General features: G+C 46.3%; 18 protein-coding genes. 11 read left to right on the top strand and 7 right to left on the bottom strand.

Going from position 1 to position 25986, the window contains the following annotated elements:
- The first annotated feature begins 37 nt into the window (after positions 1-37).
- The 3 genes from AC4OGX_RS01500 (at position 38) to AC4OGX_RS01490 (ending at position 5368) form a co-directional block, all read left to right on the top strand.
- Positions 38-280: a hypothetical protein gene (locus tag AC4OGX_RS01500; protein ID WP_493328024.1), complete on the top strand. Its 243-nt coding sequence runs from the start codon at positions 38-40 to the stop codon at positions 278-280.
- 209 nt (positions 281-489) lie between these two features.
- Entirely contained in the window at positions 490-3153 is a 2664-nt protein-coding gene (locus AC4OGX_RS01495) for a DEAD/DEAH box helicase (RefSeq protein WP_493328023.1), read from the top strand.
- A gap of 64 nt (positions 3154-3217) precedes the next feature.
- Positions 3218-5368 (top strand): ATP-dependent helicase, encoded by a 2151-nt coding sequence (locus tag AC4OGX_RS01490; RefSeq protein WP_493328022.1) that lies wholly within the window; start codon positions 3218-3220, stop codon positions 5366-5368.
- A gap of 97 nt (positions 5369-5465) precedes the next feature.
- Here the strand turns inward: AC4OGX_RS01490 and AC4OGX_RS01485 are convergent, their stop codons facing one another.
- Together AC4OGX_RS01485 and AC4OGX_RS01480 are read right to left on the bottom strand one after the other, a co-directional pair.
- Complete coding sequence (locus tag AC4OGX_RS01485) at positions 5466-7685, bottom strand: glycoside hydrolase family 2 protein (RefSeq protein ID WP_493328021.1); 2220 nt, start codon at positions 7683-7685, stop codon at positions 5466-5468.
- Positions 7686-7909: 224 nt separating this feature from the next.
- Complete coding sequence (locus AC4OGX_RS01480) at positions 7910-9124, bottom strand: AraC family transcriptional regulator (protein WP_493328020.1); 1215 nt, start codon at positions 9122-9124, stop codon at positions 7910-7912.
- 228 nt (positions 9125-9352) lie between these two features.
- Between AC4OGX_RS01480 and AC4OGX_RS01475 the strand changes: the two genes are divergently transcribed.
- Positions 9353-10732 (top strand): MFS transporter, encoded by a 1380-nt coding sequence (locus AC4OGX_RS01475; protein WP_493328019.1) that lies wholly within the window; start codon positions 9353-9355, stop codon positions 10730-10732.
- Between the two features lie 336 nt (positions 10733-11068).
- On the opposite strand, the gene AC4OGX_RS01470 is transcribed toward AC4OGX_RS01475, so the two are convergent.
- The 5 genes from AC4OGX_RS01470 to AC4OGX_RS01450 form a co-directional block, all read right to left on the bottom strand.
- Positions 11069-12100, bottom strand: coding sequence for a PTS sugar transporter subunit IIC (locus AC4OGX_RS01470; RefSeq protein WP_493328099.1), 1032 nt, complete (start codon positions 12098-12100; stop codon positions 11069-11071).
- 226 nt (positions 12101-12326) lie between these two features.
- Positions 12327-13235, bottom strand: coding sequence for a DNA-binding domain-containing protein (locus AC4OGX_RS01465; RefSeq protein ID WP_493328018.1), 909 nt, complete (start codon positions 13233-13235; stop codon positions 12327-12329).
- Positions 13236-13238: 3 nt separating this feature from the next.
- The gene (locus AC4OGX_RS01460) at positions 13239-14504 is read right to left on the bottom strand and encodes an ATP-binding protein (protein WP_493328017.1); all 1266 of its coding nucleotides are present in this window, start codon (positions 14502-14504) and stop codon (positions 13239-13241) included.
- A 110-nt stretch (positions 14505-14614) separates the two neighbouring features.
- A complete protein-coding gene (locus AC4OGX_RS01455) occupies positions 14615-15373 on the bottom strand; it encodes an EFR1 family ferrodoxin (RefSeq protein WP_493328016.1) in 759 nt (252 codons plus the stop codon).
- A 22-nt stretch (positions 15374-15395) separates the two neighbouring features.
- Positions 15396-15746 (bottom strand): ArsR/SmtB family transcription factor, encoded by a 351-nt coding sequence (locus tag AC4OGX_RS01450; protein ID WP_493328015.1) that lies wholly within the window; start codon positions 15744-15746, stop codon positions 15396-15398.
- A 396-nt stretch (positions 15747-16142) separates the two neighbouring features.
- Here AC4OGX_RS01450 and AC4OGX_RS01445 point away from each other — a divergent pair, with 396 nt between their 5' ends.
- The 7 genes from AC4OGX_RS01445 (at position 16143) to pcrA (ending at position 25862) form a co-directional block, all read left to right on the top strand.
- Positions 16143-16775, top strand: coding sequence for a carbohydrate-binding family 9-like protein (locus AC4OGX_RS01445; protein ID WP_493328014.1), 633 nt, complete (start codon positions 16143-16145; stop codon positions 16773-16775).
- 117 nt (positions 16776-16892) lie between these two features.
- Positions 16893-17192 (top strand): hypothetical protein, encoded by a 300-nt coding sequence (locus tag AC4OGX_RS01440; protein ID WP_493328013.1) that lies wholly within the window; start codon positions 16893-16895, stop codon positions 17190-17192.
- A 26-nt stretch (positions 17193-17218) separates the two neighbouring features.
- A complete protein-coding gene (locus AC4OGX_RS01435) occupies positions 17219-18589 on the top strand; it encodes a uracil-xanthine permease family protein (protein WP_493328012.1) in 1371 nt (456 codons plus the stop codon).
- Positions 18590-18748: 159 nt separating this feature from the next.
- Positions 18749-20344 (top strand): response regulator transcription factor, encoded by a 1596-nt coding sequence (locus tag AC4OGX_RS01430; protein WP_493328011.1) that lies wholly within the window; start codon positions 18749-18751, stop codon positions 20342-20344.
- Entirely contained in the window at positions 20341-22170 is a 1830-nt protein-coding gene (locus AC4OGX_RS01425) for a sensor histidine kinase (RefSeq protein ID WP_493328010.1), read from the top strand. Before AC4OGX_RS01430 ends, AC4OGX_RS01425 begins: the two co-directional genes overlap by 4 nt.
- Positions 22160-23452: an ABC transporter substrate-binding protein gene (locus AC4OGX_RS01420; RefSeq protein WP_493328009.1), complete on the top strand. Its 1293-nt coding sequence runs from the start codon at positions 22160-22162 to the stop codon at positions 23450-23452. The genes AC4OGX_RS01425 and AC4OGX_RS01420 overlap by 11 nt, the downstream gene beginning before the upstream one ends.
- A gap of 184 nt (positions 23453-23636) precedes the next feature.
- Positions 23637-25862, top strand: coding sequence for a DNA helicase PcrA (pcrA, locus tag AC4OGX_RS01415; protein ID WP_493328008.1), 2226 nt, complete (start codon positions 23637-23639; stop codon positions 25860-25862).
- The last annotated feature ends 124 nt before the right edge of the window (positions 25863-25986 follow it).

Below are 25986 nucleotides of genomic sequence, written 5' to 3'. Positions count from 1 at the left end.
GTAAGTCGATGTAAATGTTGGGAGCTTCACGAATGATATGTCGACGTTTTCCACAAAACATGATGTTCTGACATTACTGATCCATTTGGGGTACCTGGGATATGATTCTGATAACGGACAGGCTTTTATTCAAAATCATGAGATTATGGATGAATATGTGAATGTAGTACAGACATCGGAGTGGGGAGAAGTCTCAAAGGCGCTTGAAATGTCAAAGAAAACATTGCATGCAATATGGGGACAGAAGGAAACAATAAAAGACAAAAGAACATTTTTGTAAAATAGAAATGTACCGAGAATGACGTATTTAAGATTAAGGATCGCTGTATCATTGCTGAAACCAGAAATGATACAGCGATTTTTGCCTGCAGAACTCTTTTTTCTAAATTCATTTACATTATATATGTAGTTTGCTATAATAGACAGAACACCAGTTTGGTATAAAACAACCATTCATCTATCAAGATATAAAAAGGGGAAGTGTCAGATATGGAATTACATGACCTAGTCATTCATACAGAAAAGCTGCCGAAGCGGGAAGCGCAGTATGCCCCTTTCCCTGCGGCTTTACATAGAGAGATCAGAGCATGTCTTGAGCACAGCGGGATAGGGCAGTTGTACTGTCACCAGGCAGAGATGTTTGAGGCAGCGCAGAAAAAGGAGAATGTCGTGATCACGACTTCTACAGCCAGCGGTAAGACCTTGAGTTTTCTTCTTCCTGTCCTTGAGGCTGTTCTTGAGGATCAGCTGACCAGAGCTATATTTATCTATCCGACCAAGGCGCTTGCCAGCGATCAGCTACGTGCGCTTAAGCCATGGCTTGAGTACTTTGGAGAGGGAAGGGTATCTGCGGGGGTATATGACGGGGACACTCCGCCTTCTGAGAGGAGCAGGATCCGGAAAAGTGCGAATATCATTCTGACTAATCCAGAGATGCTAAATGGGGCATTTCTTCCGAATCACAGTAATTATGGTTTCGACTTTATTTTTACCAATCTGAAGTATGTAGTCATTGATGAACTGCACAGTTACCGCGGAGCATTTGGCTCCCATCTGGCGAATATTTTCCGCAGGCTTCAACGGGTGTGCCGCTATTATCAGGCTGCACCGCAGTTCTTGTGCAGTTCTGCTACGATTGCCAATCCGGTGGAACTGGCGGAAAATATCTGCGGAGGGACCTTTACTTTGATCTCCCGGGACGGTTCTCCGTCACCGGAGAAGGAATACAGGATCATACAGCCGCCTGTGATCAAGGGCGCGAACGATAAGGAATATGGACGGTATTCCTCTGCATCTGTGGCATCGGAATTACTCCCGCAGCTTGTGGAGGGGAAGCACCATTTTATTGCATTTGGAAAGTCCAGGAGGAATGTGGAGGTTATCTTAAAGGAATCCAGGGATAAGCTGGATTCGGCCGGATTTTTATCCCGGGGCGATAGCAGGAGGATTGCCGGATACCGGGGCGGTTACACGCCTCTGGAGCGAAAAGAGATCGAGCGTAAGATGATCACCGGGGAACTGCTGGGGCTGGTTTCTACCAATGCCCTGGAGCTGGGAATTGATATCGGAAGCCTTGATACCACGGTGATCGTTGGATATCCGGGGACAAGAGCCTCCTTCTGGCAGCAGACGGGAAGGGCGGGCCGGGGACAGGAGGCGTGCGTTAATTATCTAATCCTGGAGAATCTGCCTTTTGACCAGTATATTGCCATAGATCCGGACTGGCTTTTTACCCGGGAGAGTGAGAATGCCATCGTGGACCGGGATAACCTGCTGATCCAGCTTTCCCACATCCGTGCCGCGGCGGCAGAGATGCCCCTGACCATGGATGATATTGCTCTTTTTCCGGCGCTTGGAGAGGTGATTCCGGTTCTTTTAAAAGCACAAGAGGTCAAGAGCCTGGGAGGGAAGTTTGCCTGGGCGGGGCCGGCATTTCCGGCGGGCGATTACAGTTTAAGGAATATGGATCAGACCAGATTCAAGCTGATCCTGGATTCGGATGGCCGGGAGATCACGGAGATGGACGAAACTCAGGCATATCATGAATTATATCCGGGAGCGGTGTATATGCATGAGGGGACTTCCTATGAGGTGTTGAGCCTGGATCTGAAAAGCAGGACGGCCAGAGGCATTCCGTTTGATGGGAATTACTACACGGTTCCTGCAGGGACAGAAGAGACAAGGATCCTGCAGGTGTTTCAGGAGGAGCCTTACGAACGTACATATATCCGGTTTGGAGATATTAATGTCAATGAAGTTGTCTCCATGTATAAGAAGCTGCAGTTCCATAATCATCAGAATCTCGGGTATGTGAGCCTGTCACTGCCACTAAAGAAGGACTACGATACGGAGAGTACCTGGCTTCTGATCCCGGAAAATGTGGTGTGTGCATACCGCCGTCTGTTACAGAGGAACCGGTCCGGCGAATATGTGAGGAATAACCATTTTGAAGGGATTGCCAATGCCGTAAAGAATGCGGCGATGATGGTCACCATGGCTGCCCGTGACGATATTGATGTGATCGTTTCTTCCAATGCTTTGATCCCGGATGAGAGGGACGAGGAGGCTGTTTCTCTGTTTATCTATGATAAATATGTGGGCGGGCTGGGATATTCGGAGAAAATCTATGACCTGGTGCCGAAAATTCTGGAGAATGCCATCCGCATGGTGAAAAACTGTCCCTGTGAGGATGGATGTCCGGCCTGTGTCGGGGATTATACCCTGGATAAAAAGATGGTGCTCTGGGGGCTTGAGAATCTGCTGAGGGAATCTGAGGCACCCGAGTCTGTGAAACAGATGGAAGAGATTTCAAAGCCGTCCGTGCAGAAGCAGTTTTCATTTTTCAAACTCTCTAAGGACTGGAAAGAATTCTGTGAGGCTGTGGAACGAAATGGAGAGAGCGGCGGTGCATTCTTAAAAACAGTTAAGGCTGTGGAAGTGGAGAGTCACAGATTGATCCTGACGGTGGAGAGCCCTTTTTATGAGCAGTGGATCATGGAGCCGGAGAATTTAAAAAGTATTGAAAATATCCTGCGCTATCATGCAGTATGTCCGGGGGATATGAGGCTGGAAGTGGTATCCCGGGCGGATGAAGGGATGACAGAGAAGACCCGGGCAAGACTGCGCAGGCGGTATCAGGATGTTTTATCTTAAGATGAGCTAAAACTTTTCGCTTCGCTGCAAATACGCCGAGGTGTATTTGAAAGGAGACTGGGACATGAATTATGAGGAACAATGGGAACGGTTAAATGAATACCAGAGAGCGGCTGTGCTGGATGAGAGCCCGGCCTGCGTAGTCAATGCGAATGTAGGAAGCGGAAAGACCACGGTGCTGATCGCTAAGATCCTGTATCTGCATGTAAAGATTAAGGTGCCAATCCGGGATATGACGGTGCTGACCTTTACGAATAAGGCGGCGGGAGAAATCAAGGAACGTCTGCTGGCAGTGGAGCCGGAGCTTACAGAGGAAGAACTGGCCGGATTCGGGACATTTCACAGTGTGGCGATGAATTTCCTGCGGACCCGTCTGGATATAGAGAGCATGGGATGGACGAAGAATTTCATGATCATGGAGCCGGACGAGGAGACGGAGCTTGCGCTGCGTCTTGCCAGGGTGGGAAAGTTAAAGATCAAGTACAAGAACCGACTGAAGAAACGGCTGGAACAGGAATATACTGCCTTCCGGCAGGGGAAACAAGAGAGCAGGTATCAGGACGATCTGTTTGTGCTCTTTGAACGTCTGCGGGAGGAGAAAAAACGGCAGGATAAGATGGCATTTTCCGATCTGATCGAGGTCAGTACAGAATTGTTAGACCGGGAAGGGGCGCATGCGAAGCCGGCCTGGATCATCGTGGATGAGGTGCAGGACAGTGATAAACAGCAGATTGAATTCATCACGGCCCTCAAGGGAAAGAATACCAGGTTGTTTGCCGTAGGCGACCCCAATCAGCTGATCTACAGCTGGAGGGGCAGTGTGGAGACGATGTTTTATTATCTGAAGCATAAGTTTGAAGCAAAGGAACTGTCCCTTCCTGTGAACTACCGTTCCAGCGGGAATATTCTGGAGGCGGCAGGAAAGTTTCTTCAATATGGGAATACGGTGACAGGTAAGAAAGAAGGGGGAAGCCTGATCCTTGTAAGGAATCACTATGATGCCTTTTTGGAGGCACAGTATCTGGCAGAGAAGATCCGGACACTGCACCGGGAAGGCGTGGAGTACGGGGAGATCGCCGTGTTCTATCGTCTCCAGAACCAATCGGAGGTCCTTAAAAAGGTGTTTGAAAAGGAAGGGATTCCTTTTACCGTATCGCTGAAAAAGACACTGCGGGATATTCCGGTGCTGGACTGGTTTGTAAAGGTGCTGACCTTTGCCTGCAATCAGAATGACAGATTTGCCCTGGAGGCTGTCCTGTCACACCCGGTTTATGGGGAGAGAATGGAAAAAAAGCGGCTGAAGGGTTTTCTCGCAGAGCCGAAGAGAGGGGAATCGCTGATTTATGACAGGATGCTGGAATTCGCTCAGGCATTTTCAGCAGAACGGATGTCAGCAGAGCCCATGTCAGCAGCCTCCATGTCAGCAGGAGGGGAGACTTTAGGGGGAAACCCGGACGAATGTGAAGTGAACGCGATGGAAGCGCCAGTTTACGATGGGATCGGGATCTACGAATATTTTGCCCTGGATGATTATCTGCGTCCGAATGCTGCCTCCTATGTCCGGGACAGGGGATTAGTGCTGGGGCTTTGTAAGAGGCTGGAGGTTTACAGCCGTGAGAATAAGAAATGTATCGCACAGGGAACGGCGCAGTTTTTATGCTCCTCTGCTCTTTATGGAATACAGATTTTAAAAGAGGAGGAAAATCCAGGAAAGGACAAGGTACGGCTGATGACGCTTCATGCTTCGAAGGGCCTGGAATTTTCCCATGTGTTTATCATTGGAGTCAATGATGGTCTGATTCCGCTCACCGGGCAAAGCTTCGAGCAGGAGGAAGAGGAACGAAGGCTCCTCTTTGTGGGAATGACCCGGGCAGGAGAACAGCTGGAATTATCCTACTATACGAATCCGGGACAGCCCCGTGTCAATGGCGGGCCGGGCAGATATCTAAATATGCTGCCAAAGCATCTGCTGGACTGGGAGGGAATGAAAACCCAGGAGGAAAGGCAGGCCAATCTCCAACAGCTCAGAAAAGCGGTGCGTCAGGAACAGGATAAAACAGTGGAGGAAAAGGTGGTCAGAAAAGCAAGGCATCCGAAATATGGGGTCGGGATTCTTGTGGAGGAAAATGAGATGACAGCCATCGTAGAATTTGACGGATACGGAAAAAAGGAATTTTTAAAGGCGTTTGGTGAGATAGAGATCTTGACATCATAACAATCTTTGAATAGAAGAATTGTGAATTTTAAGCCGCACATTGTTTGGTTCATCTTGGTATCATCAACTGAACAATGTGCGGCTTTTCCTTAGTCTTTTAATCTGGTTTTTTGATCTGGCTCAGGGCCTGATTCAGCTGCACGGCCATTTCGGTGGTAATCGCACCGCCAGCCTGCTTGATCAGCGCCTCCACGGACAGCCGGTCCATCATCTTCTGCATCTGGGCGTTGGGCTGTACATTTTTAGCGACATCACCTCTTGAAGCAGTCGCTGCTTCCATCATCCGTTGGAGCAGTGCGGCTCCTGCAGGTGATTTTTTGATATCACCCATGGAGTCTTTGATGGAATAATAGCCTTCCCGGATCTCCATTCCCGGTTCATCGAACCAGTTTTTCACCGCGCGGCCCTCCAGGATATAGGACTCATCGGGAGCAGTGACTTTGCAGATCGTGATGCGGTCACTGTGCTCCCCGGATCTGGCTGTGATCTCGTGGTTACCGGACAGTGAAAGTGTGAATTCAAAGATACGGTTTCCTTTCTTGGTTTCCAGAAGCATGCCGTTATCGTATAAGGAAACTTCCGGGAGATTGGAATATACCTTGATCTGAGTGTTCTCCCAGCAGCGGTTCACATAATTTCTTCCGCAGATGTGGACAAAGGGTTCGTCAGACAGGTAAGCCTTGTACAGATAGAAGGCATCCTTTTTATGACGGCGGTCAAAGGTAACAAGTCCCTTCTGATTGATCCCATGCTCCCCGCCTTCATCCCTTCCGTCTGCCGCAAAGTCAAACATGTTCCAGCAGTGTGTCGCCCAGATATAAGGGCGTTCTTCAAACATGTTAAGCAGATGTTCATGATAAATGCACTGGTAGGCTTCGGTATAATCCCCTTGTTCTGGCTGTTCGGTCTGGAATTTCGGACAGGCATCGGCACCGTATTCGGACAGACCAATGATCTGCTGGGGATGTTTTTTATGGTATTCGTCAAACCAATCGTCATTGTCGGAAAGTGATCCTAAATACCAGCCATAGTACAGGTTATAGGAACAGATATCGGGCAGTGTGACCAGGTCATCATCCATATCCAAAAGGAAAGCATGTGCCATGGCTGTGGGCCGGGTGGTGTCCATGCGGTGCGCAAGGTCATTGAGGATCCGGTGATTTTCTACAAGATCATCGCTCTTTCCGCTGACTGTGATCTCATTGGAGAGCCCCCAGCAGATAATAGAAGGATGGTTGTAATTCTGCGCGATCAGTTCGGTCATCTGGGAAATGGTATTGGCCCTTGCGTTTGGCATATGTTCTGTAATATACGGAATCTCTGCCCACACGATCATACCGCATTCATCACACAGATCATAGAAATACTGGTCATGCTGATAATGCGCAAGGCGGATCGTATTGGCACCCATCTCTGCGATCAGCTCCATGTCCTCCCGGTGCATCTCAGGTGTCAGTGCATTTCCGGTGCTGCGCCGGTCCTGATGCCGGGAGACACCGCGAAGCGGGTAACTCTGCCCATTTAAGAAGAATCCTTTTTCCGGGTCAAAGGAAAAGGTCCGGCATCCGAATCTGGTACTGATCTCATCAGTCACGGTACCATTTACGAGTAATTGTGCTGTGGCAGTATAGAGATACGGGTCTTTTCTGCCGTTCCAGAGGCGGACGCCTGGGATATCCATATACAGAATCCCCTTTTGATCCTGGATCGGGCATTCCCTGGTTTCGGCTCCGTCTATTGTGATGCGTACTGTATCTGCGGTTCCTGAAATATAAGTCTCAACAAGGACGGTGGCGTGGTCATCCTCGATCTTTGGGGTTACCTTGATTCCCGGAGCGCCGTGCCAGTCCAGATCAAAATGGGATGAAGGAACTGTGATCAGGCAGACATCCCGGTAGATCCCGCCGTAGAACGTAAAGTCTGCCCGCTGGGGGTAGACCGTATCGTTTGGCGAATTGTCAGCGGATACAATGATGGTATTTTCTTCTTTCAACTCAGGGGTGATATTGACACGGAAGGTAGAATATCCTCCGTCATGCCGGCAGACCAGCCTGCCATTGACAAACACCTCGGCAGAAGAGCTGACGCCCCTGAATTCCAGGTATACTTCTTCCCCATCAGAAGTTTCCGGCCTTTTTAATTCCTTTACATAATAACATTTCCCGCGGTAATAGTCATTGCCGCCATCCTGTCCGTCAATGGCATTCCATGTATGGGGCAGGTTCACATCTTCTCCGGAAACGGATATGGCATCGGCCGCGTCAGCGGCATATTTCACAAATTTCCAATGTTCATTCAGAGTTTGGATCTTTCTCATTGTACATTTCCTCCTATTCTTCCAAATTCAGAGTAAAGCCGGGGACAGATACCCGGATCATCTTTTCGATCACTCTGATTTTGTTAAATTCATTATAAATGGGAATAAGCAAATGACCCGTACAAAAAATGGGGAATATGTTAAAAAATTAGATGAAAAATGGATGGAAGACAAAAAAATGACTATTAAGGCAGAATAATGTACGCCTGGAGGGAGACTCCAATTTATATGGATCTATTTTTCACCCGGTATTCACTGGGAGACATCCCGGTCTCTTTCTGGAAAGTGTCTGCAAAATAGCTTCTGGAACAGAAATTAAGCTGTTCGCTGATCGTCTGAATACTTTCAGAGGAGGTGGAGAGCAGTGTCTTGGCATATTCTATTTTAGCCGATTTAATAAAGCTGTTGATACTGACGCCGGTCTCTTTTTTGAATTTTCTTGTTAGATAGTAATCGGTATATCCGGCCATGTCCGCCAGCTTCTGGATATCGATTTTTTCTGTGATATGCATGTTGATATAATCGCAGCATGTCTGGATAGGGACCGAGACCTCTGGATTCTGCCTGCATTTGTGTACCCGGTAAATGAAGTCTTCATACATGAGAGCGTTCAGCGAAGCGATCTCTCCCAAGGTTTTACAGCTGTCAGCCGCCTGGGTATACAGATCATTCAGTGAATATGCAGTGGGGGCAGGCAGGCCTCCGGCAATCGCGGCCCTGCTGCATAGGGCAGTGAACGTGACAGAGGAATACTTACCCTGCTGAATCGGATTCCCAATGTTGGTGCGGACACCGGGGCTTGTAGTGGCAGCCTGTGCAAGGATTTCCTTATAATTCAGGTTTCCCTGCTCAACCATTTGCAGCAGTTTACTTTCTATATTGCGTACACCCAGGTGGGAATCGTCATCTGCCTCCGGTTTTTGTTTGGCAGGGTGCTCATTAGTCCCCCGCATTTGATGCTGAAGGTCTCCGATCGTGAGCTTTTCACCGCGGATACAGTAGTGAAACATCAGTACATACTGATAAAAAGTAACACTGGAAATCAAGGGGAGCTGCTCTAATTGTCTCATCATCTGTTTTTTCATCGCAACAGACATCTGATGCGCGTTCAATTCCTGTTCTATATGCGGCAGGGAGTTCTGGTTGATGAACGCAGGTCCCAGCACATGGATTTTACTGATTTGGTCATTGTCTACTTCGAAGGAAGCAGCCCACATCAGACCGAGTGGATCACTTAAAATAATGGGCAGGCTGGATGTCTGTGTATATTCTTTCAGATATTCCTTGCAGCCACTGAGAGAAAAGATGCCATCCATAGCCTTTTCTTCCGGGCAGCAGCTGCTTTCTAAGACGAGATTCGAATCGTATACCCAGAAATAAAGTGGATAATTGCAGGAAACAAGTTCCCTGAAAAAGTTTAGTTTGTTATCGACCAGCATAATGCCCTCCGTTTCAATATATTTTATATATAGTATAATACAAAGTCCTAAGCAGGGCGATAAAAATATGGTGTGAAATGTATATAAATTCGCTATAAAGATAAAAAAGTCGCTTTGGGAGTAAATGAAAGCTAATTATTGTTCATAAAAGCATATTTTCGGACGCGGAGAATTGAAAAGTAAAATAAAATGAATATATCAAAAGGAATACGAAGGAGGTTACCTTAAATGGGTAAAAAAGAAAAAAATCCGGACAGACTTCCGGTGGGTAAATTTTTTGCATGGAAATCAAGGGATGTTTCTCTGGCAGCAGTGAATACGATCATCCTCGGATATCTGACGATCTACTGTACAGATACCTTGGGAATGAATGCAGCGCTGGTCGGAACACTGTTAATGGCCAGTAAGGTATTTGACGGAGTGACAGACTTATTTGCCGGATTCCTGGTAGATAACACAAAGACAAAATGGGGAAAGGCAAGGCCCTACGAATTCGCGATTCTTGGGGAATGGCTGTGTACGGTACTTCTGTTCTTTGCGTCACCTGCGTGGAGCGGCGTTGTGAAGGCGGTCTGGGTATTTGTGATGTACACGGCAGTATTCAGCATCTTTAATACACTGCTGAATGCAAATCAGACTCCATACATGATCCGTGCATTTTCAAATAACCAGCGTGTTATCACGAAGGTTTCATCCTATGGTGGGATTGTCAGCATGTTAGGCGGTATGGTAGTGTCCGTGACATTTCCGATGCTGATGGCAAGGCTGGCATCCAGCCCGACAGGATGGAGAGAGCTGATCCTGATCTATGCGGTTCCGCTGGCAGTGATCGGTATTCTAAGATTTGTTTTTCTAAAGGAGGACCCGTCCATTGATGCGGGAAACAGTGAGCGGGTACATTTTAAAGAAATTCTGACCATGTTAAAGAAAAATAAATACTGCTGGATCTTTGCAGGAATCATGGGATTATATCAGATCGCAGTAAGCCTGGGTGCGGGTACATACTATTTTACCTATATTATCGGAGACATCTCCAAGTTCGGAATCGTAAGCATCCTTTCTGTTGTGCTTCTTCCGGTCATGTTTATCTTTCCGGCAATGATGAGGAAGATGAGTGTTGCGAAGCTTTTTGTACTTTTCTCAGTAATCGCTGCAGTAGGATATGTGATCGTATTTTTTGGAAATGCAAGCTTTCCGGTTGTTATTGTGGGTGTCCTGCTCACAACGCTTTTAAACCTGCCTTTGGGGTACTTAGGCGCATTGGTTATCATGCAGCTTGCAACTTATAACGAGTATATGGGGCTTCCGAGAATGGAAGGTTCCAGCGGTGTTGTTTCAGGATTTACCAGCAAGGTAGGCGGCGGGATCGGAGCCGGTATGTGCGGAATCCTGCTTGGGGCATCCGGTTTCATTTCCTCGACAACAGGAAGTGCTGCACAGCCGGACAGTGCCATGCTGATGATCAGAAGCCTGTATTCTATTCTTCCGGGAATTTGTACCGTATTGATCGTTATCCTGTCTATCATGCTGAGTAAACTTGGGAAAGAGATTCCAAAGATGGAGGCCGAGATCAAGGCAAGAAAAGAAGCGGCAGGGGTACAGAATTAGGTCGATGTAAGTACAGATGAAATAATAGAAAACATTTTAATCACAGATAAAAAAACATTAAATAATTTAAAACAGACAAATAGCAGTGGAAAAGGAGACAGTTGAGGATTGTCTCCTTTTCTAAAATGGAGGAGCTTTTATGAATGATTCAATAATTAAAAGACATGAAAAAATGACTATAAAAATAAAAAAGTGTCACCACACATTCAATACTGTGATGACACTTTTTCTATGAAGAAAGGGTTTATAGGTAGTAAACGGATATGGAGAATCCGTTTTTCGTTAAATTCATGAGCGAAAGCGCTCTGCAGTCTGTTTCGGGTTTTAAGAACTATCCTACTCCGGCACAACATCCTCGGGAATCTGTACCACTTCTTCTTTTCCGAATCTTTTCTTGAAAACGGCAGCACCCACAAATCCTGCGAGGCTTCCGCCCAATGCAGCCAGCACAAGTGCGATCAGCACATTGACCGGAGGATTGAAGGCAAAGGGGGCCAACAATCCGGGGATCGGAGAAGCTGTACCAGGAGCATTATTGATGATACCAAGTGCAGCAGCAGCCATACCGGCAAGCCCTCCGCCGAAGAAGTTGGAACAGTAGATCGGAATCGGATGGGCCGTAATAATGTGCGCCTGGGTCAGAGGCTCCAGCATCACAGCGATGACATTACTCTTATCCCCAAGCTTGAGACGGCTAAAGATCAGTCCGTTTGTAAAAGAACCGCCTACACATGCAATCGCAGCAATTCCCATTGCGAGTCCGTTCAGTCCGAGCATGGCGGTAAGCGCCATGGAGCTTAATGGGGAAGTACAGATCATTTTCATAATACCGCCGAGCAGAAGTCCCATCACGAGCGGTGACTGTTCTGCAGCAGCAGAGATAGTCTGTCCAATGCGTACCAGTGTAGAATTAACAACCGGGTCTACGAGCAGGGCGATCATACGTGCGGCAGGTGCGATGATCAATGCACCCGCGATGATATTAAGCCCCTCCGGAAGTTTCTTTTCAAGAACAGGTCCGATCAGACCAACGATATATCCGGCAATAAAACCAGGCAGAATTCCGTATCCGCCTACGGCCACACCGGCCACAACAGCAAATACCGGGTTCGCGCCCATACTGATCGGAACGGTGATTGCAGCGGCAACTCCGCCGAGACTTCCTGACGTGACCCCTACTTCCTGAAAGAATTCAAGCTTTAACAGGTCACCGGTAATATAGCGGTGTATGGCTTCCACTAAAAAAGTGGCAATCGCAGCGTTTGCCATACCAGACATGGCAGCCTGCCCTTTGGGCATTTTGAGGCTGAAAAGGGAAAATCCCGCAAGTGTCAGTAACAAAAGTCCAACTCCAGAAATGATTGTCAGCATGTAATCCTCCTTATGTACCATTCATATTTTATCAACTGTTTAAAATTTAACGAAGTGGTTTCGGGAAATTACAAAAAGTAACAGAAGTTTCTGAAAGATCTACAAATGATACAAAAACGCCCGTCTTTTATTATGCAAAATACATAACAGACGGGCGGTATTTGACCTTCTCAAGGAAGAAACAGAGCGGATTTTAAGTACCCACTTTACCGATTATGTATAGTTAAGATTCTGTGCAAGTAAGAACAAGGGCATTCAAAAAGCTTTTGATTTTTACATTGCCGTGTCTGGTACTTTTCCCCCGGATAAAGTCCATTTCCCTGCGCACCTGTTCAAAATTGTAGAGGGTGTTTGCGTAGGTTGTGAAAATGTCATTGGAGTAGTCCTCCAATCCCAGATTGGCAAGGTTCACCATGCCCATGCTGGCAGCTCTGCGGATACGCTGTTCCATGGATTTAGGATTATCGCTGAACTTGCTGCAGAGCTCTCCGAGTGTGGCATCACTTAACCGTGTCTGATGTTCGATCAGATATTCTACAAGCTGTATGATGTCCCGGCTGCCCCTCTCCCCGGAGATCCCAAGCTTCTGTAAAATACTTCGCAGACGGACAGTGTGCGGTTTGGAAACAGGATCTATAGGCAGGCGGGAAGAGGGAGAAGAGGAGCCAGCCTTAAAAGCTCCATTCACAGGTGATATGCCGGGATTGGCAGTTCCGGCATTTTGGCTTAAGAAAATATTCTGCACCTGTCTGAGAGTGGAGCGGTCGATCATAGACTGTTCCACCCTTCTTATCACCCTCTCCACCTCTACGCTGTTGATAGGCTTCTGAATATAGAATTCGATCCCGCTTTCGTAGGCATTTGCGATCATATCCTTAGATGCGACCTGAGAAAGCATGATAAAAGCGGTGTCCGGCCAGAGTGTGCGGGCTTTTTTTACAAAGGTGATTCCATCCATTTCCGGCATAAGAAGATCTACGATCACGATATCCGGCTTTGTATAAGGCATATCCTCCAGAGCATCTGCTCCGTTGGAGGCAGTACCGCAAAGTGTCCCTAGGTTTCGGTCACGGATGATCATTTTGAGTATGTTCTGCACATTACGGTCATCATCTACGATATAAAGGTTCATGTTTTAGTTTGCTCCTTTCAGCTGTGTCTTAGGTATTTTAATAGAAAAGACAGTTTCACCCGGATGGGAGGATGCGGATATCTGTCCGCACCATTGGTTTTTGATCATATCCTGGACCAGATTCAGTCCCAGTCCGCGGTTGATCTCCCCGGTATCATAATTGATCTTAGTGGAAAAACCGGGCTGGAAGATATCTTCTAAATCTTCATGAGGGATGCCCGGGCCATCGTCTGTGACCGTAAACAGCCAGTCAGAATCGCTGGAGGTCTGTGTGATCTTTACATGAACGGTCTCGTTTTCAGAGGCTTCCATTGCGTTTGTGATCAGGTTGCGGAAAATGGACATCAGGAAATAATGGTCTTCTGTGTAAAGATTTTCTTCCACTGATATCTCCAGGGAAAGAGTGCGTCCACCTGGCGTGGGAGGCGTATTCAGGCTGTTTTCCAGCACAGAGAAAATATCTTTTAAGTGCATTCCCTCCTCATTGAGATTTAGGTCAAGTGCCTCAGACAGTCCGCGCAGGATCAGCACATATTCCTTTTTTATCTCGTGGATATCCTTTGCCACGGACAGTGCCTGCCGGGATAATTCACTTTCAGGAAGCTCTTCTAGTATCTGTCTGTACAGATGATAAGATGTATTCATCGTGTCTTCGATCAGTTTTGTATTCTTCTTCATCCAAAGGACCTCCCCGTTGAGCTTTGAGATGAGAAGAAGCAGGCGCTGGTAGCGCTGTGCATGTTCCCGGTGCAAAAGACCAAATTTATAATAACGCAGCACCAGGTAAATACACCAGATAGACGCCGTACGAAAAACCGCTACCAGAAGAATACTGAGCTGGTTCTTCCAGGTAAAGGCCCCAAGACCTAATCGCAGGATCAGTTCTATCAGATTCGATAAATAGTCAAAGAGAAAAAGTGGGGGAATATGGAAACCTCCCCAGTTGTAATCGTGCTTCCTGCAGTATAGAAAGAACAGGAGCCCGTAAGCCAGATAAAATACCATCTCTGGGAAACAGTCCAGGACAGCAGTCCCAAGTGATCCCTGATTAAACCAGTACACGGCAACACGGGAAATATAGACTCCGGCCGCAGACAGTAATGTGACAGGAATAATAGGAAACTTCCCATTAAGCAGGACAAAAACAGAAAACATAATAATACCTATAGAAATTTTAAAGTTGCTAATGAAAAGATTCATGTTTACTTGTGCTGCCAAAATAATTATGATTGTGTACATGACAACCACGGGATGACGCTTTTCCTGCATTATATGTTCTCCTTTCGGTCCGTCCAATCATGCAGACTGGTGGTAACCTCTGTCAAAAATAAGATCTATTACAATTTTAGCATGAAAAAATAGCAGGGACAAGCCTGCAATTAACCTTCGTCCCCGGCAGGACAGACGTACCGTGTCAGACCCCGGCTGTGTTTTCCATATTCGATCGCTTCACTGGGACAGCGGCAGATACAGGCCATACAATGGGTGCAGTTTTCCCCCCAGAGAGGCCTGCTATTTTTCAGTTGAATGTTGTCCAGGGGACAGACATGGACACATTTTCCACAGGATATACAGGCATCTGTAGTATAGAATTTTTTCGCGTGTACAAACAACGGATAAAAGGCAGTGTTTATAATGCCGCTGTCTATCCTGTCCTTAATAGTCAGGGCAGGCTGGGGGAATTTCTTGCGGTTCTTTATCGTGAGAGCGGTTTCATCCAGGACACTGTCTGCCTGGTGGATGATCTCCAGGGCTTCCTCCTGTGTCGGGGCAGAATACATTGCGATGTAGTTTTCCGGCATGAGAACCTCTTTACATCCCATGTAGTTCCATTTTTTTGTCCTGCAAAGCTTTTCCAGGTATCTGCCTGCATTTCCGATGCTTCCGCCGCAGGTCATCACAAAATAAATATTCTTGTTTCCGGTAAGTGTGGTATTCAAAAGCCACTCCCGGACGATACGCGGGATTCTCCATGCATAGGCAGGGGTGACGATGATCCACGCATTTCCCGAGTGCATTTCTGAAAAATCGCGGCTGCGTATTTTCTCCACTAAATTTAGGACCTTGTCATCTAATTCTCTGCCGATCCTTTTTGCTGCATATTCACTGTTTCCTGTGCCTGAAAAATATAAGATCATTGATTTTACCTCCGGTCATGTTTTAGGGATGAGTACTGATATGCTGGATACTTTTATAAATGAGATTGATTAAATGAGTGATTTCTTTCCACTGTGTCTCATCCACACTCAAATAATAATAATTTTTTGTCCCCTCTTTGCGCATTGCGACGATCCCAGCCTCTTTTAGAATCTGCAGATGGTGAGAAACTGTAGGTCTTGTAAGATGCGCCTTTTGTGCAATTTCTCCAACACGGATCCCCGAGAGATTGCTTTCTAAAAGCACAAGCAGTATCAACTGCCTGGTTTCATCACCGATTGCAGTAAATGCATTCCGGCAATCCTGAAATCCGTTTACGATACTTTGTAACATTTCTTTACATTCATCTGCCATATTTAAACCTCTCTAAATATGTTGCTTATTCTCTGGTGACGTTTCATATTTCAAATCTCCTTTTGTTAAGATTTGTTAACCATTATACTGGACACAGGAGATCCGCGCAATATTGGTAAAGAAAATCCTTACCATATCTTTGAGGATTTTTGGTTAGTTTTAGAAATTGAATTGCAAACCTTTGAATTATCTGATAAATTAAAACTATATTCAAAGGGCATTCCGTAACACATGCCCTTCGGGCGGGTACGCAGCATAAGCTGCGTATCTAAAGTATACCCAAAGGGCATTCCGTAACACATGCCCTTCGGGCGGATACGCAGCATAAGCTGCGCATTCAAGGTATATAATATTTGGGGGGATACTCCTAAAATAGTTTGGGAGGAGGCACAGTTTATGGAACTGGAAGTTGCGATCATCAAATCAAAAGAGGAACTGACAACATTAAAACCGTTTTATGTAGATCATGCGTTGTGGGGAACAGAAAAATTTCCGAAGACTTATGGTTATATAGGGTTTGTACCAGAAGATGGATTCTATCTTAAGATGGTATGTGAGGAATCTGATCCGCTTCGGACCTATACGAATGCAAATGATCCTGTCTATAAGGACAGTGCGATGGAGGCATTTCTGATGTTTGAGCCGCCTTTAGGGAGAGGCGCAAAGGAGAACTACCTGTCTCTGGAGGCAAATGCGAACGGGACATTACTGGCGGCGTATGGAGAAATGAGGACTTACCGTACATATCTGCTTGGAGACGATCACAAAGCATTCGAATGCAAAGCGCAGATAGAAGAGAAGCAGTGGAGTGTTGATCTGCGGGTTCCCATCTGGATACTGGAGAAGATCTACGGGCCGTTGGATCTGGGAGAAGGCAGCTACTTTACATGCAACTTTTATAAGATATCTGAGACGGCCAAGATCGAACATTATGTTTCTTATTCACCGATTTTGACAAGCATTCCCAGCTTTCATCTGCCGGAATTTTTTGCTGAGGCGGAGATCGTGAGCCTGCCGCGGTGGAAGTAAAGTTATGAGGAAACAGTAAAGGGGAGTGTGAATTTCCTCTTTGACGGAGGGAACCCTGGAAATGCGGGGGTTCTCCGTTATTTTATTCTGGTTTTCGAAAGAGCTGTATTTAGTAAAATGACAGTTTTGGAAAACCTAAAAATTTTTGAGGTAATAACGGAAAACCTAAAAAAAATTCAGGAGAAATTGTTGACTTTGCACAAAAATAGTGTTATAGTAAAGAAGCTTGAGAGAGCTATATGGTTTGCTGTTTTTGATTTAAACAGCGCTATATTGCTGTCTCTTTTTTTGTGGGTTTCTAAAAGAATAGTAGAAGACGGTAGACAGAATATTAGGAGAATCTACATGTTATCTGACAGTAAATATATGGAGGAAAGGGGAAGCGTTCTTTTATACTTCTTTAGAGACAGCACATAAAATTTATGAAGATCAGGGGGATAATCATGAAACAGACAAATCAGGAAGCGTTATTTAATTTTTATGGAAAACCGGGCCTTAATCAGGTATTTCCACTGGCACTGCAGCATGTGGTAGCTGCAATCGTAGGAATTGTTACACCGGCAATTATCGTATCAGGAGCAGCAGGACTGGATAATGCAGACAAAGTATTCTTGATACAGGCGGCTTTAGTTATTTCAGGTTTGGCCACACTGCTGCAGTTGTTTCCGATAGGGAAGAAGGACGGTTTCAAAGTTGGAGCAGCGCTGCCTGTGATCATGGGAGTTAGTTTTGCTTATGTTCCAAGTATGCAGGCCATCGCAGGAGATGAGAGCGGATTAGGAATACCGATGATTCTCGGGGCACAGATCGTGGGGGGAGTAGTTGCTATTATCGTTGGATTTAGTATCAAAAAAATCAGGAAGCTCTTTCCGCCGTTGATTGCCGGCACCGTAGTCTTTACGATCGGACTGTCCTTATACCCTACAGCAGTGAACTACATGGCAGGCGGGGCAGGAAAACCGCTCGCCAAGGAAGTTGGCAAGCTTGGCTTTGGGTCATGGCAGAACTGGACGGTTGCTATTTTAACATTGGTTGTTGTAACCGGTTTGAATCATTTTGCAAAAGGAATCTTTAAGTTAGCATCTATCTTAATCGGAGTGCTGGTTGGATATGTGGCAGCATTATGTATGGGGTTAGTTGATTTCAGTGGTATTGCGGCAGCGGGGTATTTTCAACTGCCTACGCCTCTTCATTTTGGTGTAGTATTTGATCCTTCTTCCTGCATTGCGATCGGACTTCTGTTTGCGATCAATTCGATCCAGGCCATCGGAGACTTTTCTGCAACAACAACCGGGTCAATGGACCGTATGCCTGAGGATAAAGAATTACAGGGCGGAATCGTAGGATATGGTATTTCGAACATAATCGGTGCACTCTTAGGCGGTCTGCCGACAGCTACATACAGCCAGAACGTTGGTATCGTTGTAACAACAAAGGTCATCAGCCGCGTTGTTCTTGGACTTGCAGCAGTAATGCTTTTAATAGCAGGAGTCATTCCGAAGTTCTCCGCTATTCTTACAACGATTCCCCAGTGTGTACTGGGCGGTGCGACAATTAGTGTATTTGCATCAATCGCAATGACAGGTATAAAATTAATCATGACAGAAGAGATGAACTATCGAAACACATCTATCGTTGGACTTTCCGTAGCATTGGGAATGGGGGTTACCCAGGCAGCTAATGCACTCGCATCATTTCCGGACTGGACAACGACTATTTTCGGTAAGTCTCCGGTAGTAGTAGCCACCTGTGTAGCGATACTGTTAAATCTTATCCTGCCGAAAGCGAAGGAGAACAAGCAGGAAAGTAAATGATGAATTTATAAGCCGGCGGCTTATACCAATAAATATATGCCCGTAGGGTTTCCAAGGCAGTTCCTAAATTTCCGAATCTCTGTTATAATGGTGAATCATGATGGTTATGCATGATTCACAAAATGTCGTAGAAGATGTATTGACAGAAGGGGGGCGGATATGATGGAACTGCTTACTTTATATTTAGTGGATGATGAACCGATTATTTTAAAGGGACTTTTAGAGACATATGACTGGGAGCGCATGGGCTTTGAAGTGGTTGGCTGGGCGCGCGACGGGGAAGAGGCACTTAAGGATATTCCGATGAAAGATCCGGATGTGGTCCTGACGGATGTGCGGATGAAGAAGATGGACGGGTTAAGACTGATCGAGAAGGTGAAGGCTATGGATATGAAGACCAACTTTGTCGTGATCAGTGCATACCGCGACTTTGAATATGCACAGAAGGCATGCCAGAACGGGGCGCTGTCATATCTGGTGAAGCCCATTGATGAGGATGAACTAAAACGTACCATGTCTGAAATCTACGAGATGTGTACGGAGAAGAAGTTTAAAGAGAAGAATTATTCACTTTGGGAAAAAGTACTTCTGGAGGATAAGGATAATTTCCTGAATCAGATGGTTGGGAAGTATCTGGACGATGCCATGGATATTCAGGAACTTTCGGAGTTTTTCGTCAGTCTGTCCAGGGAAAAGGAGATGGAGCATTCATTTGCCGTGATCACGGCGGGGATCGATATTGTTCAGCGTGTGGTAAACCAGAAGGAATTTGATATGAAGCAGTATGTCCTGGATACGAGCCTTTATAAGAGGCTCAAGGAGAAGTACCAGGTCTGGACCAAGAAGACACAGGAGGGAGCGACCTGCTATATCGTGGATCTGGGTGAGAACGGCAGGGTGGAGCCGCTGAAAATCATTCTGACAGACCTGCGGACAGAGTTAAAAGGGGATATGATCTCAACTCTTTCGAACAGTGAGACGGGACTGGAGGGGCTTAAGGATGCCTATGTACAGTCAGTGCATTTGTTTGAGGTGGCAGCAGAGGCCGGAGCCGGGCTTCTTTCTATGGAGGGAAAGGTTCCGCTTAAGACAAAGAACCAATATTCCCTGGATGTGGAGACGCAGATCCTGGGGGCTCTCAGGAAAAATGACAGCGGACAGATGAAGCGTGCCTATGAAAAGTTTGTTTATATCCTTCCAAAGGAGGAAAATGCGGTGCGTGTATATCTGCGCAGACTTGCCGTCCGCGTGGAATTTTCTATGGAAGATTCTTATGGACTGAGTGAGGAGATGAAGCAGAGCTTTTGCAACTTTTATGATGCTGTGGATACGGTGATGCCGCCGAAGGGGGTCAGTATACTATACCAGCTGTTTTTACATATCATCGAGCTCCGCAGCAGTATGGAGGAAAGCTCGACGGAGCAGTATTTTCAGGATTACATCCCTGTGGCATTGGAGTATATCAGGGAGAATCTTCAGGATGAAAATCTGTCCATCGGAAGTGTGTCGGAGCACGTGTATCTGAATCAGGTTTATTTCGGCAGGATTTTCAAGAATGTGATGAAGATGCCATTTAAGCGGTATGTCCAGAATATGCGGATGGAAAAGGCGAAGGAAATGCTTCTGGAGGACAAGGAGAGCATTGCAAATATCTGTGTGCAGGTGGGAATCCCCAACCCCTCCTATTTTTCACAGGTATTTAAGCAGTATACGGGAATCCTTCCCAGTGAATATAAAAGGAGCCTGGAAACATGAGATCTGGCAGGTACAGGAAATATTTCTTCGGAATCAAAAAGAAAGCAGTTTTCACCATTTCCCTGATTTTCGGGATCATTTTTTTCCTGACGTATCTGGGAATTGATAAGGTCGTAAAAGATAATACAAGGGAATTTTTGACGGAGCAGTACTCCTATCTGAATGATAAAGTATTAGGAGCTTTTGGAAGTATTTATGAAGAGTTGAATGCACTGACAGCGGATTTTATCACCAACGATTATGTGCAGAAGACCTTGACGAACCAGCCGATCACCCCGGCAGACCGGGAAATGCTGGAGAAGACTCTTTCTTATTATAATAAGAGTTTTCTGGATTCCTATGTGGTGATCGATAATAAGGGAAACCTTTATTCGCAGAGGGATGTCCGTCTGGATATGGAAAAATTTAAAAGAAGCACTATATATAAAAGTCTGGGTGAAGAGTATTCGAAAACAAAGATTCTCTGGACCAGGGATGTGATCTTTGGAACGAACGAGATGAGCTTTTTTGCGGTGCGCTACATCCACGAGATGAACTCTGTGCATGATGCGGGAGTCTTGATTCTAAAGCTCAATGATAAGGTCATGGAGGCAGTGCGCGAGAGTGCGGAAAATGAGGAGCTGGCCTATTTTATCGTGAATCCGAATCAGGAGGTCTGTTTCAAGAAGCTTCCTGAGAGTATGGCGGAGGGATGGCAGCAGGAACTGGAACAGGTGACCGGTCCCCGGGAGGAGCGGGAAGAGGAGCAGGAAGAAGCACAGATCTTAATCTCGAATGACCTCAGGCATGGGATCTTGAGCGGTAAGACAGATGAGAAGACACAGTTTACCGTGGTCACCTATGCACCGGGAAGTATTACGAATCAGATCATCAGGGAGATCCGGATTGTCATGGGGCTGATCTTTGGGTTTATGTATGTATTGACGATTCTGGGTGTCGCGGCATTTACAGACAGGCTGACCAGGCCGATCCAGTATTTAAGCTCTACGATGCGGTCATTTGATGACAGTAAGCTGGAGGATAAGGTTTCATTGGATACGAACACGGAGCTGGATCTGATCGGGCAGGCGTACAATAAGATGACTGCAAAGGTCAAAAGTCTTATGAATGACGTGATGCACAAGGAAAAGGAGCTCAAGGACAGTGAGATGCAGACGATGCTCTATCAGATACGTCCGCATTTTTTATATAATACGCTGGATACGATCTATATGCTGGCAAGAATCCAGAAGGAAGAAACCATCATGAAGATGACGCAGTCATTGTCTAAGTTTCTGCGGATCAACTTAAGCAACGGCAGGGAAAGCATTGAGGTCAGCCAGGAGCTGGAACATGTAAGCTCTTATCTGGAGATTCAGAAGATTCGGAATGCAGACCTTTTCCAGTATGAAATCGATGCGGAGGCAGGGGTAGAGCATCTTCTTGTGACGAAAATGATCCTGCAGCCGATCGTGGAGAACTGTATCAAGCACGGATTCCGGGATATTTATTCAGATGGGATGATATGGATCAGGGCGTATCAGGAGGAGGGATATCTCTGCTTTTCCGTGAAGAATAATGGTACTGTCATTGAGCAGGAGGCGCTGGTTAGATTAAACCAGATGGAGCAGGTATCCATGGAAGAGATGGACCGGCTGATCCAGAGGCGGCAGGGCGGCTTTGGAATCTGTAACGTTGTGAAACGACTTCGCCTGCGCTACAACGATCAGATCAGTTTCTGTTATGAGGCTGGCACAGAGGTAACCGGCTGCGTGCTCAAGATCAAATTGGAAGAACTGGAAAATGGACTTGTGCAGACAGGAGATCATATTAAAGATGAAGGATAGAAAGACAGGGATCAAAAGGGGGAGCAGCGTTCTTGGCATGCTCTTAGTAACCGCGTGTCTGTTTACTGCATGCAGCAGCACACCGCAGAAAGAGGTGGAAGAAAAGGAAAAGATTACATCCATACCCGTCACTTTTCTCATCAATCCGGCAACAAACCTGAGTGAAAACCAGGAGATTGCAGCAGGATTTAATGAGCAGTACAAAGGAGAGTACGAGGCAGAAGTAGAGTGGCTGACGGAAAGTGCGAGCGGATACAGGGAGAAGCTAAAACAGTGGAACGTACTGGATGAAATGCCGGTCATTATTACGGATGCCGGTTTTGACTATGATTTTTACCGGCTGCTTGTGGAAAATAAAAGGCTGGTCAATTTAAGACCGTATATGGATGCGATTCCAGAGTGGAAGGCTGCGGTCAAGCCAGAGATCTTAAAAGACTGTACAGAGGAGTCCGGGGAGATCTATCTGGCACCGCTGGGAAGTGAGGTGAAGTCCTACGCAGGCATTATTTATAACAAAGAGCTTCTCAGGCTGGCAGGATACGATCGTTTTCCCGAGACCTGGGAAGAATTCTGGGAGTGTCTGGATGCACTTCAGAAAATAGGGACCGTGCCGATATCCCTGCATGGATCTGGCAGCTATTGGGTGCCGATGCTTTTTGCGACCAGTTACATTTACGGTACGCCGGCGGGAAAGGAATTTTTAAATAAGGATTTTCCTGACAGTTACCAGAATCCGGAGATGGAGGAAATGATGGCTATGCTGGACCGGTTGTATGAGTATACCTTTGACGATGCCGTGGAAATCGATTACGATGAAGCAGAAGAACGATTTTGTGACGGAAAAGCTGCAATTTTTGCTAACGGATACTGGATGATAGAAGAATTACCGGATAATGTGAAGGAAAAATTGCAATTTTCTCCGTTTCCTGGAAATATCCTGATGAATTCCCCGCGCATGAGTGCATGGGCGATGACAGTGGGATATGATGCAAAGGTCACGGATGGGGCGGCCAAGCTTCTGGCATTTAGAGTGCAGCAGGACTTGGAAAAGACAGAAAGGCTGATGAGCCAGGAAGATTTGAGTGCGGTAGAGAATGCCTATATCGATGCTGTCAAGAAGAATGCTGCGGTAATGCCCAATTATCAAATGAAGTGGGAGCAGGAGATCCAGAATGATTTCTTTACGGAAAATCTGCCCGGGTATCTGGAGGGGGATATGGACGCGGAAACTCTCCTAAAAGCGATGGATGAGAGGCTTGAACAGATTCGGGCGAAGAAGTAAAGAAGAGGGAGCAACGATCTGCACCGCTTACCAGGCAAGAGAGGGAAACTAAAGGAGAAGTATATAAGGTGTTCTTTTTTGCGTGACAGGAAGGCTGTTTTATATTATAATCACTAAGGTGAGACGGACAGAATAGGTCCAATGGGTAAAATGAAGTTTTGTGCAGAGCAGACAGGAGATACATATGAGCATTTATAATACTTTGAATGAACAGCAGAGAGAGGCGGTTTTTCATACGGACGGCCCACTTTTGATACTGGCAGGGGCGGGATCCGGGAAAACAAGGGTTCTGACCCATAGAATCGCATATTTAATAGAAGAAAAGGGGGTAAATCCCTGGAACATCCTGGCCATCACATTTACCAATAAGGCGGCAGGAGAGATGCGGGAACGTGTGGACAATCTGGTCGGTTTCGGCTCTGAGAGCATCTGGGTGAGTACCTTTCATTCCACCTGTGTCCGCATTTTAAGAAGGCATATCGACAGGCTGGGATATGATCACAATTTTACAATCTATGACGCGGATGATCAGAAAACGCTGATGAAGGATGTGTGTAAGCTGATCGATATCGATACCAAGGTTTATAAGGAGAGGAATCTGTTAAGTGCCATTTCCTCTGCAAAAGATGAACTGATCACACCGCAGGAGTATGAATTGAACGCGGCGGGGGATTATGGAAAACAGAAGATCGCGAAGGTTTACATGGAGTATGAAAAGCAGCTTCGGGCCAATAACGCACTGGATTTTGATGATCTGCTCGTGAAGACGGTCCAGCTTCTGCAGACGCAGCCGGATGTGCTGGAATATTATCAGGAACGTTTCCGCTATATCATGGTGGACGAGTACCAGGATACGAACACGGTACAGTTTAAGTTTGTCAGTCTTTTAGCAGGAAAATATAAGAATCTATGTGTAGTTGGTGATGATGACCAGTCGATCTACAAGTTTCGGGGAGCGAATATCAAGAATATCCTGAATTTTGAGAAGGAATTCCATGATGCAAGGGTCATTAAGCTGGAACAAAATTACCGCTCAACGAGTAATATTTTGAATGCGGCAAATGCTGTGATCAGTAATAATGTGGGCCGTAAGGAGAAGTCTCTGTGGACGGATAACGGCGAGGGCGAAAAGATTCAATTCCGCCAGTTTGATACCGCATACGACGAGGCTGATTTTATTGCGGAGGATATCATAAAGCACGTAAATGACGGCGCAGCATATAATGAACATGCGATCCTGTATCGGACCAATGCGCAGTCCCGTTTGTTTGAGGAACGGTTTGTAGCCGGAAATATCCCATACAAGATCGTGGGCGGCATCAATTTCTATGCACGCCGCGAGATCAAGGATCTGCTGGCATATTTGAAGACGATTGATAATGGGAAAGATGATCTGGCAGTGCGCCGTATCATTAATGTCCCGAAAAGAGGAATCGGCCTGACAACGATCAACCGGGTGCAGGAATCTGCCCTGGAAAGAGAAATCGGCTTTTACGAAGCACTCAAAGGGCTGGATCTGATCCCGAATATTGGAAGGAGCGCGGCAAAGCTGGACTCCTTTGTGGCGCTGATCGAATATTTCAAGGGCGTGGCCGGGAAGGAAAGCCTTTCTGATCTGATGAAGGAAATTATCGAGAAGACAGGTTATGTGGAAGATCTGGAGGCTGATGATAAGGAAGATGCGCAGGCAAGGATTGAAAATATTGAAGAGCTGATCAGTAAGATCGCAGCCTATGAGGAAACCTGTGCAGATCAGGATGAAAAACCGACCCTGAGTGGATTCTTGGAGGAGGTTGCTCTGGTAGCAGATATCGACAGTCTGGATGAGGAACAGGATTATGTGATCCTGATGACACTTCACAGTGCAAAGGGACTGGAATTCCCCCATGTCTATCTGGCAGGAATGGAGGACGGTCTGTTTCCAAGTTATATGACCATCACCTCCGATGATAACGAGGATCTGGAGGAGGAACGGCGCCTTTGTTATGTGGGGATCACACGTGCAGAAAAAGACCTGACAGTCAGCTGTGCCAGAAGGCGTATGATCCGCGGGGAGACTCAGTACAATAAAATGTCCCGGTTCCTGAAAGAGATCCCTGCAGAGCTGATGGAGGCAGGAACCGCTTTTGCGGAAGAGACTGAGATGCCGACCCAGAACGCTTATTTCCAGGCGAAGCAGGTGTTTAAGCAGAAAGCATTTTCCACAGGAAAAACGGCAAAGCAGTTTACTGTGACAAAGGAAAAGGGACTGGATTATACGATCGGTGACAGAGTGAAGCATATGAAGTTCGGGGAAGGACTTGTGACCGACATCACAGAGGGCGGACGTGACTATGAGGTGACCGTGCAGTTCGATGCTGCAGGAGTAAAGAAAATGTTTGCCTCTTTTGCACGTTTACAAAAAGTGTAAACACGAAGCTTTGCAGGCAGTTTTGTGGCTGAACCTGGATCAGGGGCTTAAGTTTGTTTAAGATTTAAAGAAAATTTGGCATAAATGAGTAGTAATCTGAAAATGATAGTGATATAATAACTAA

This window comes from Faecalicatena sp. (assembly GCF_058819085.1).
This window is presented reverse-complemented; position numbering and strand designations above follow the sequence as displayed.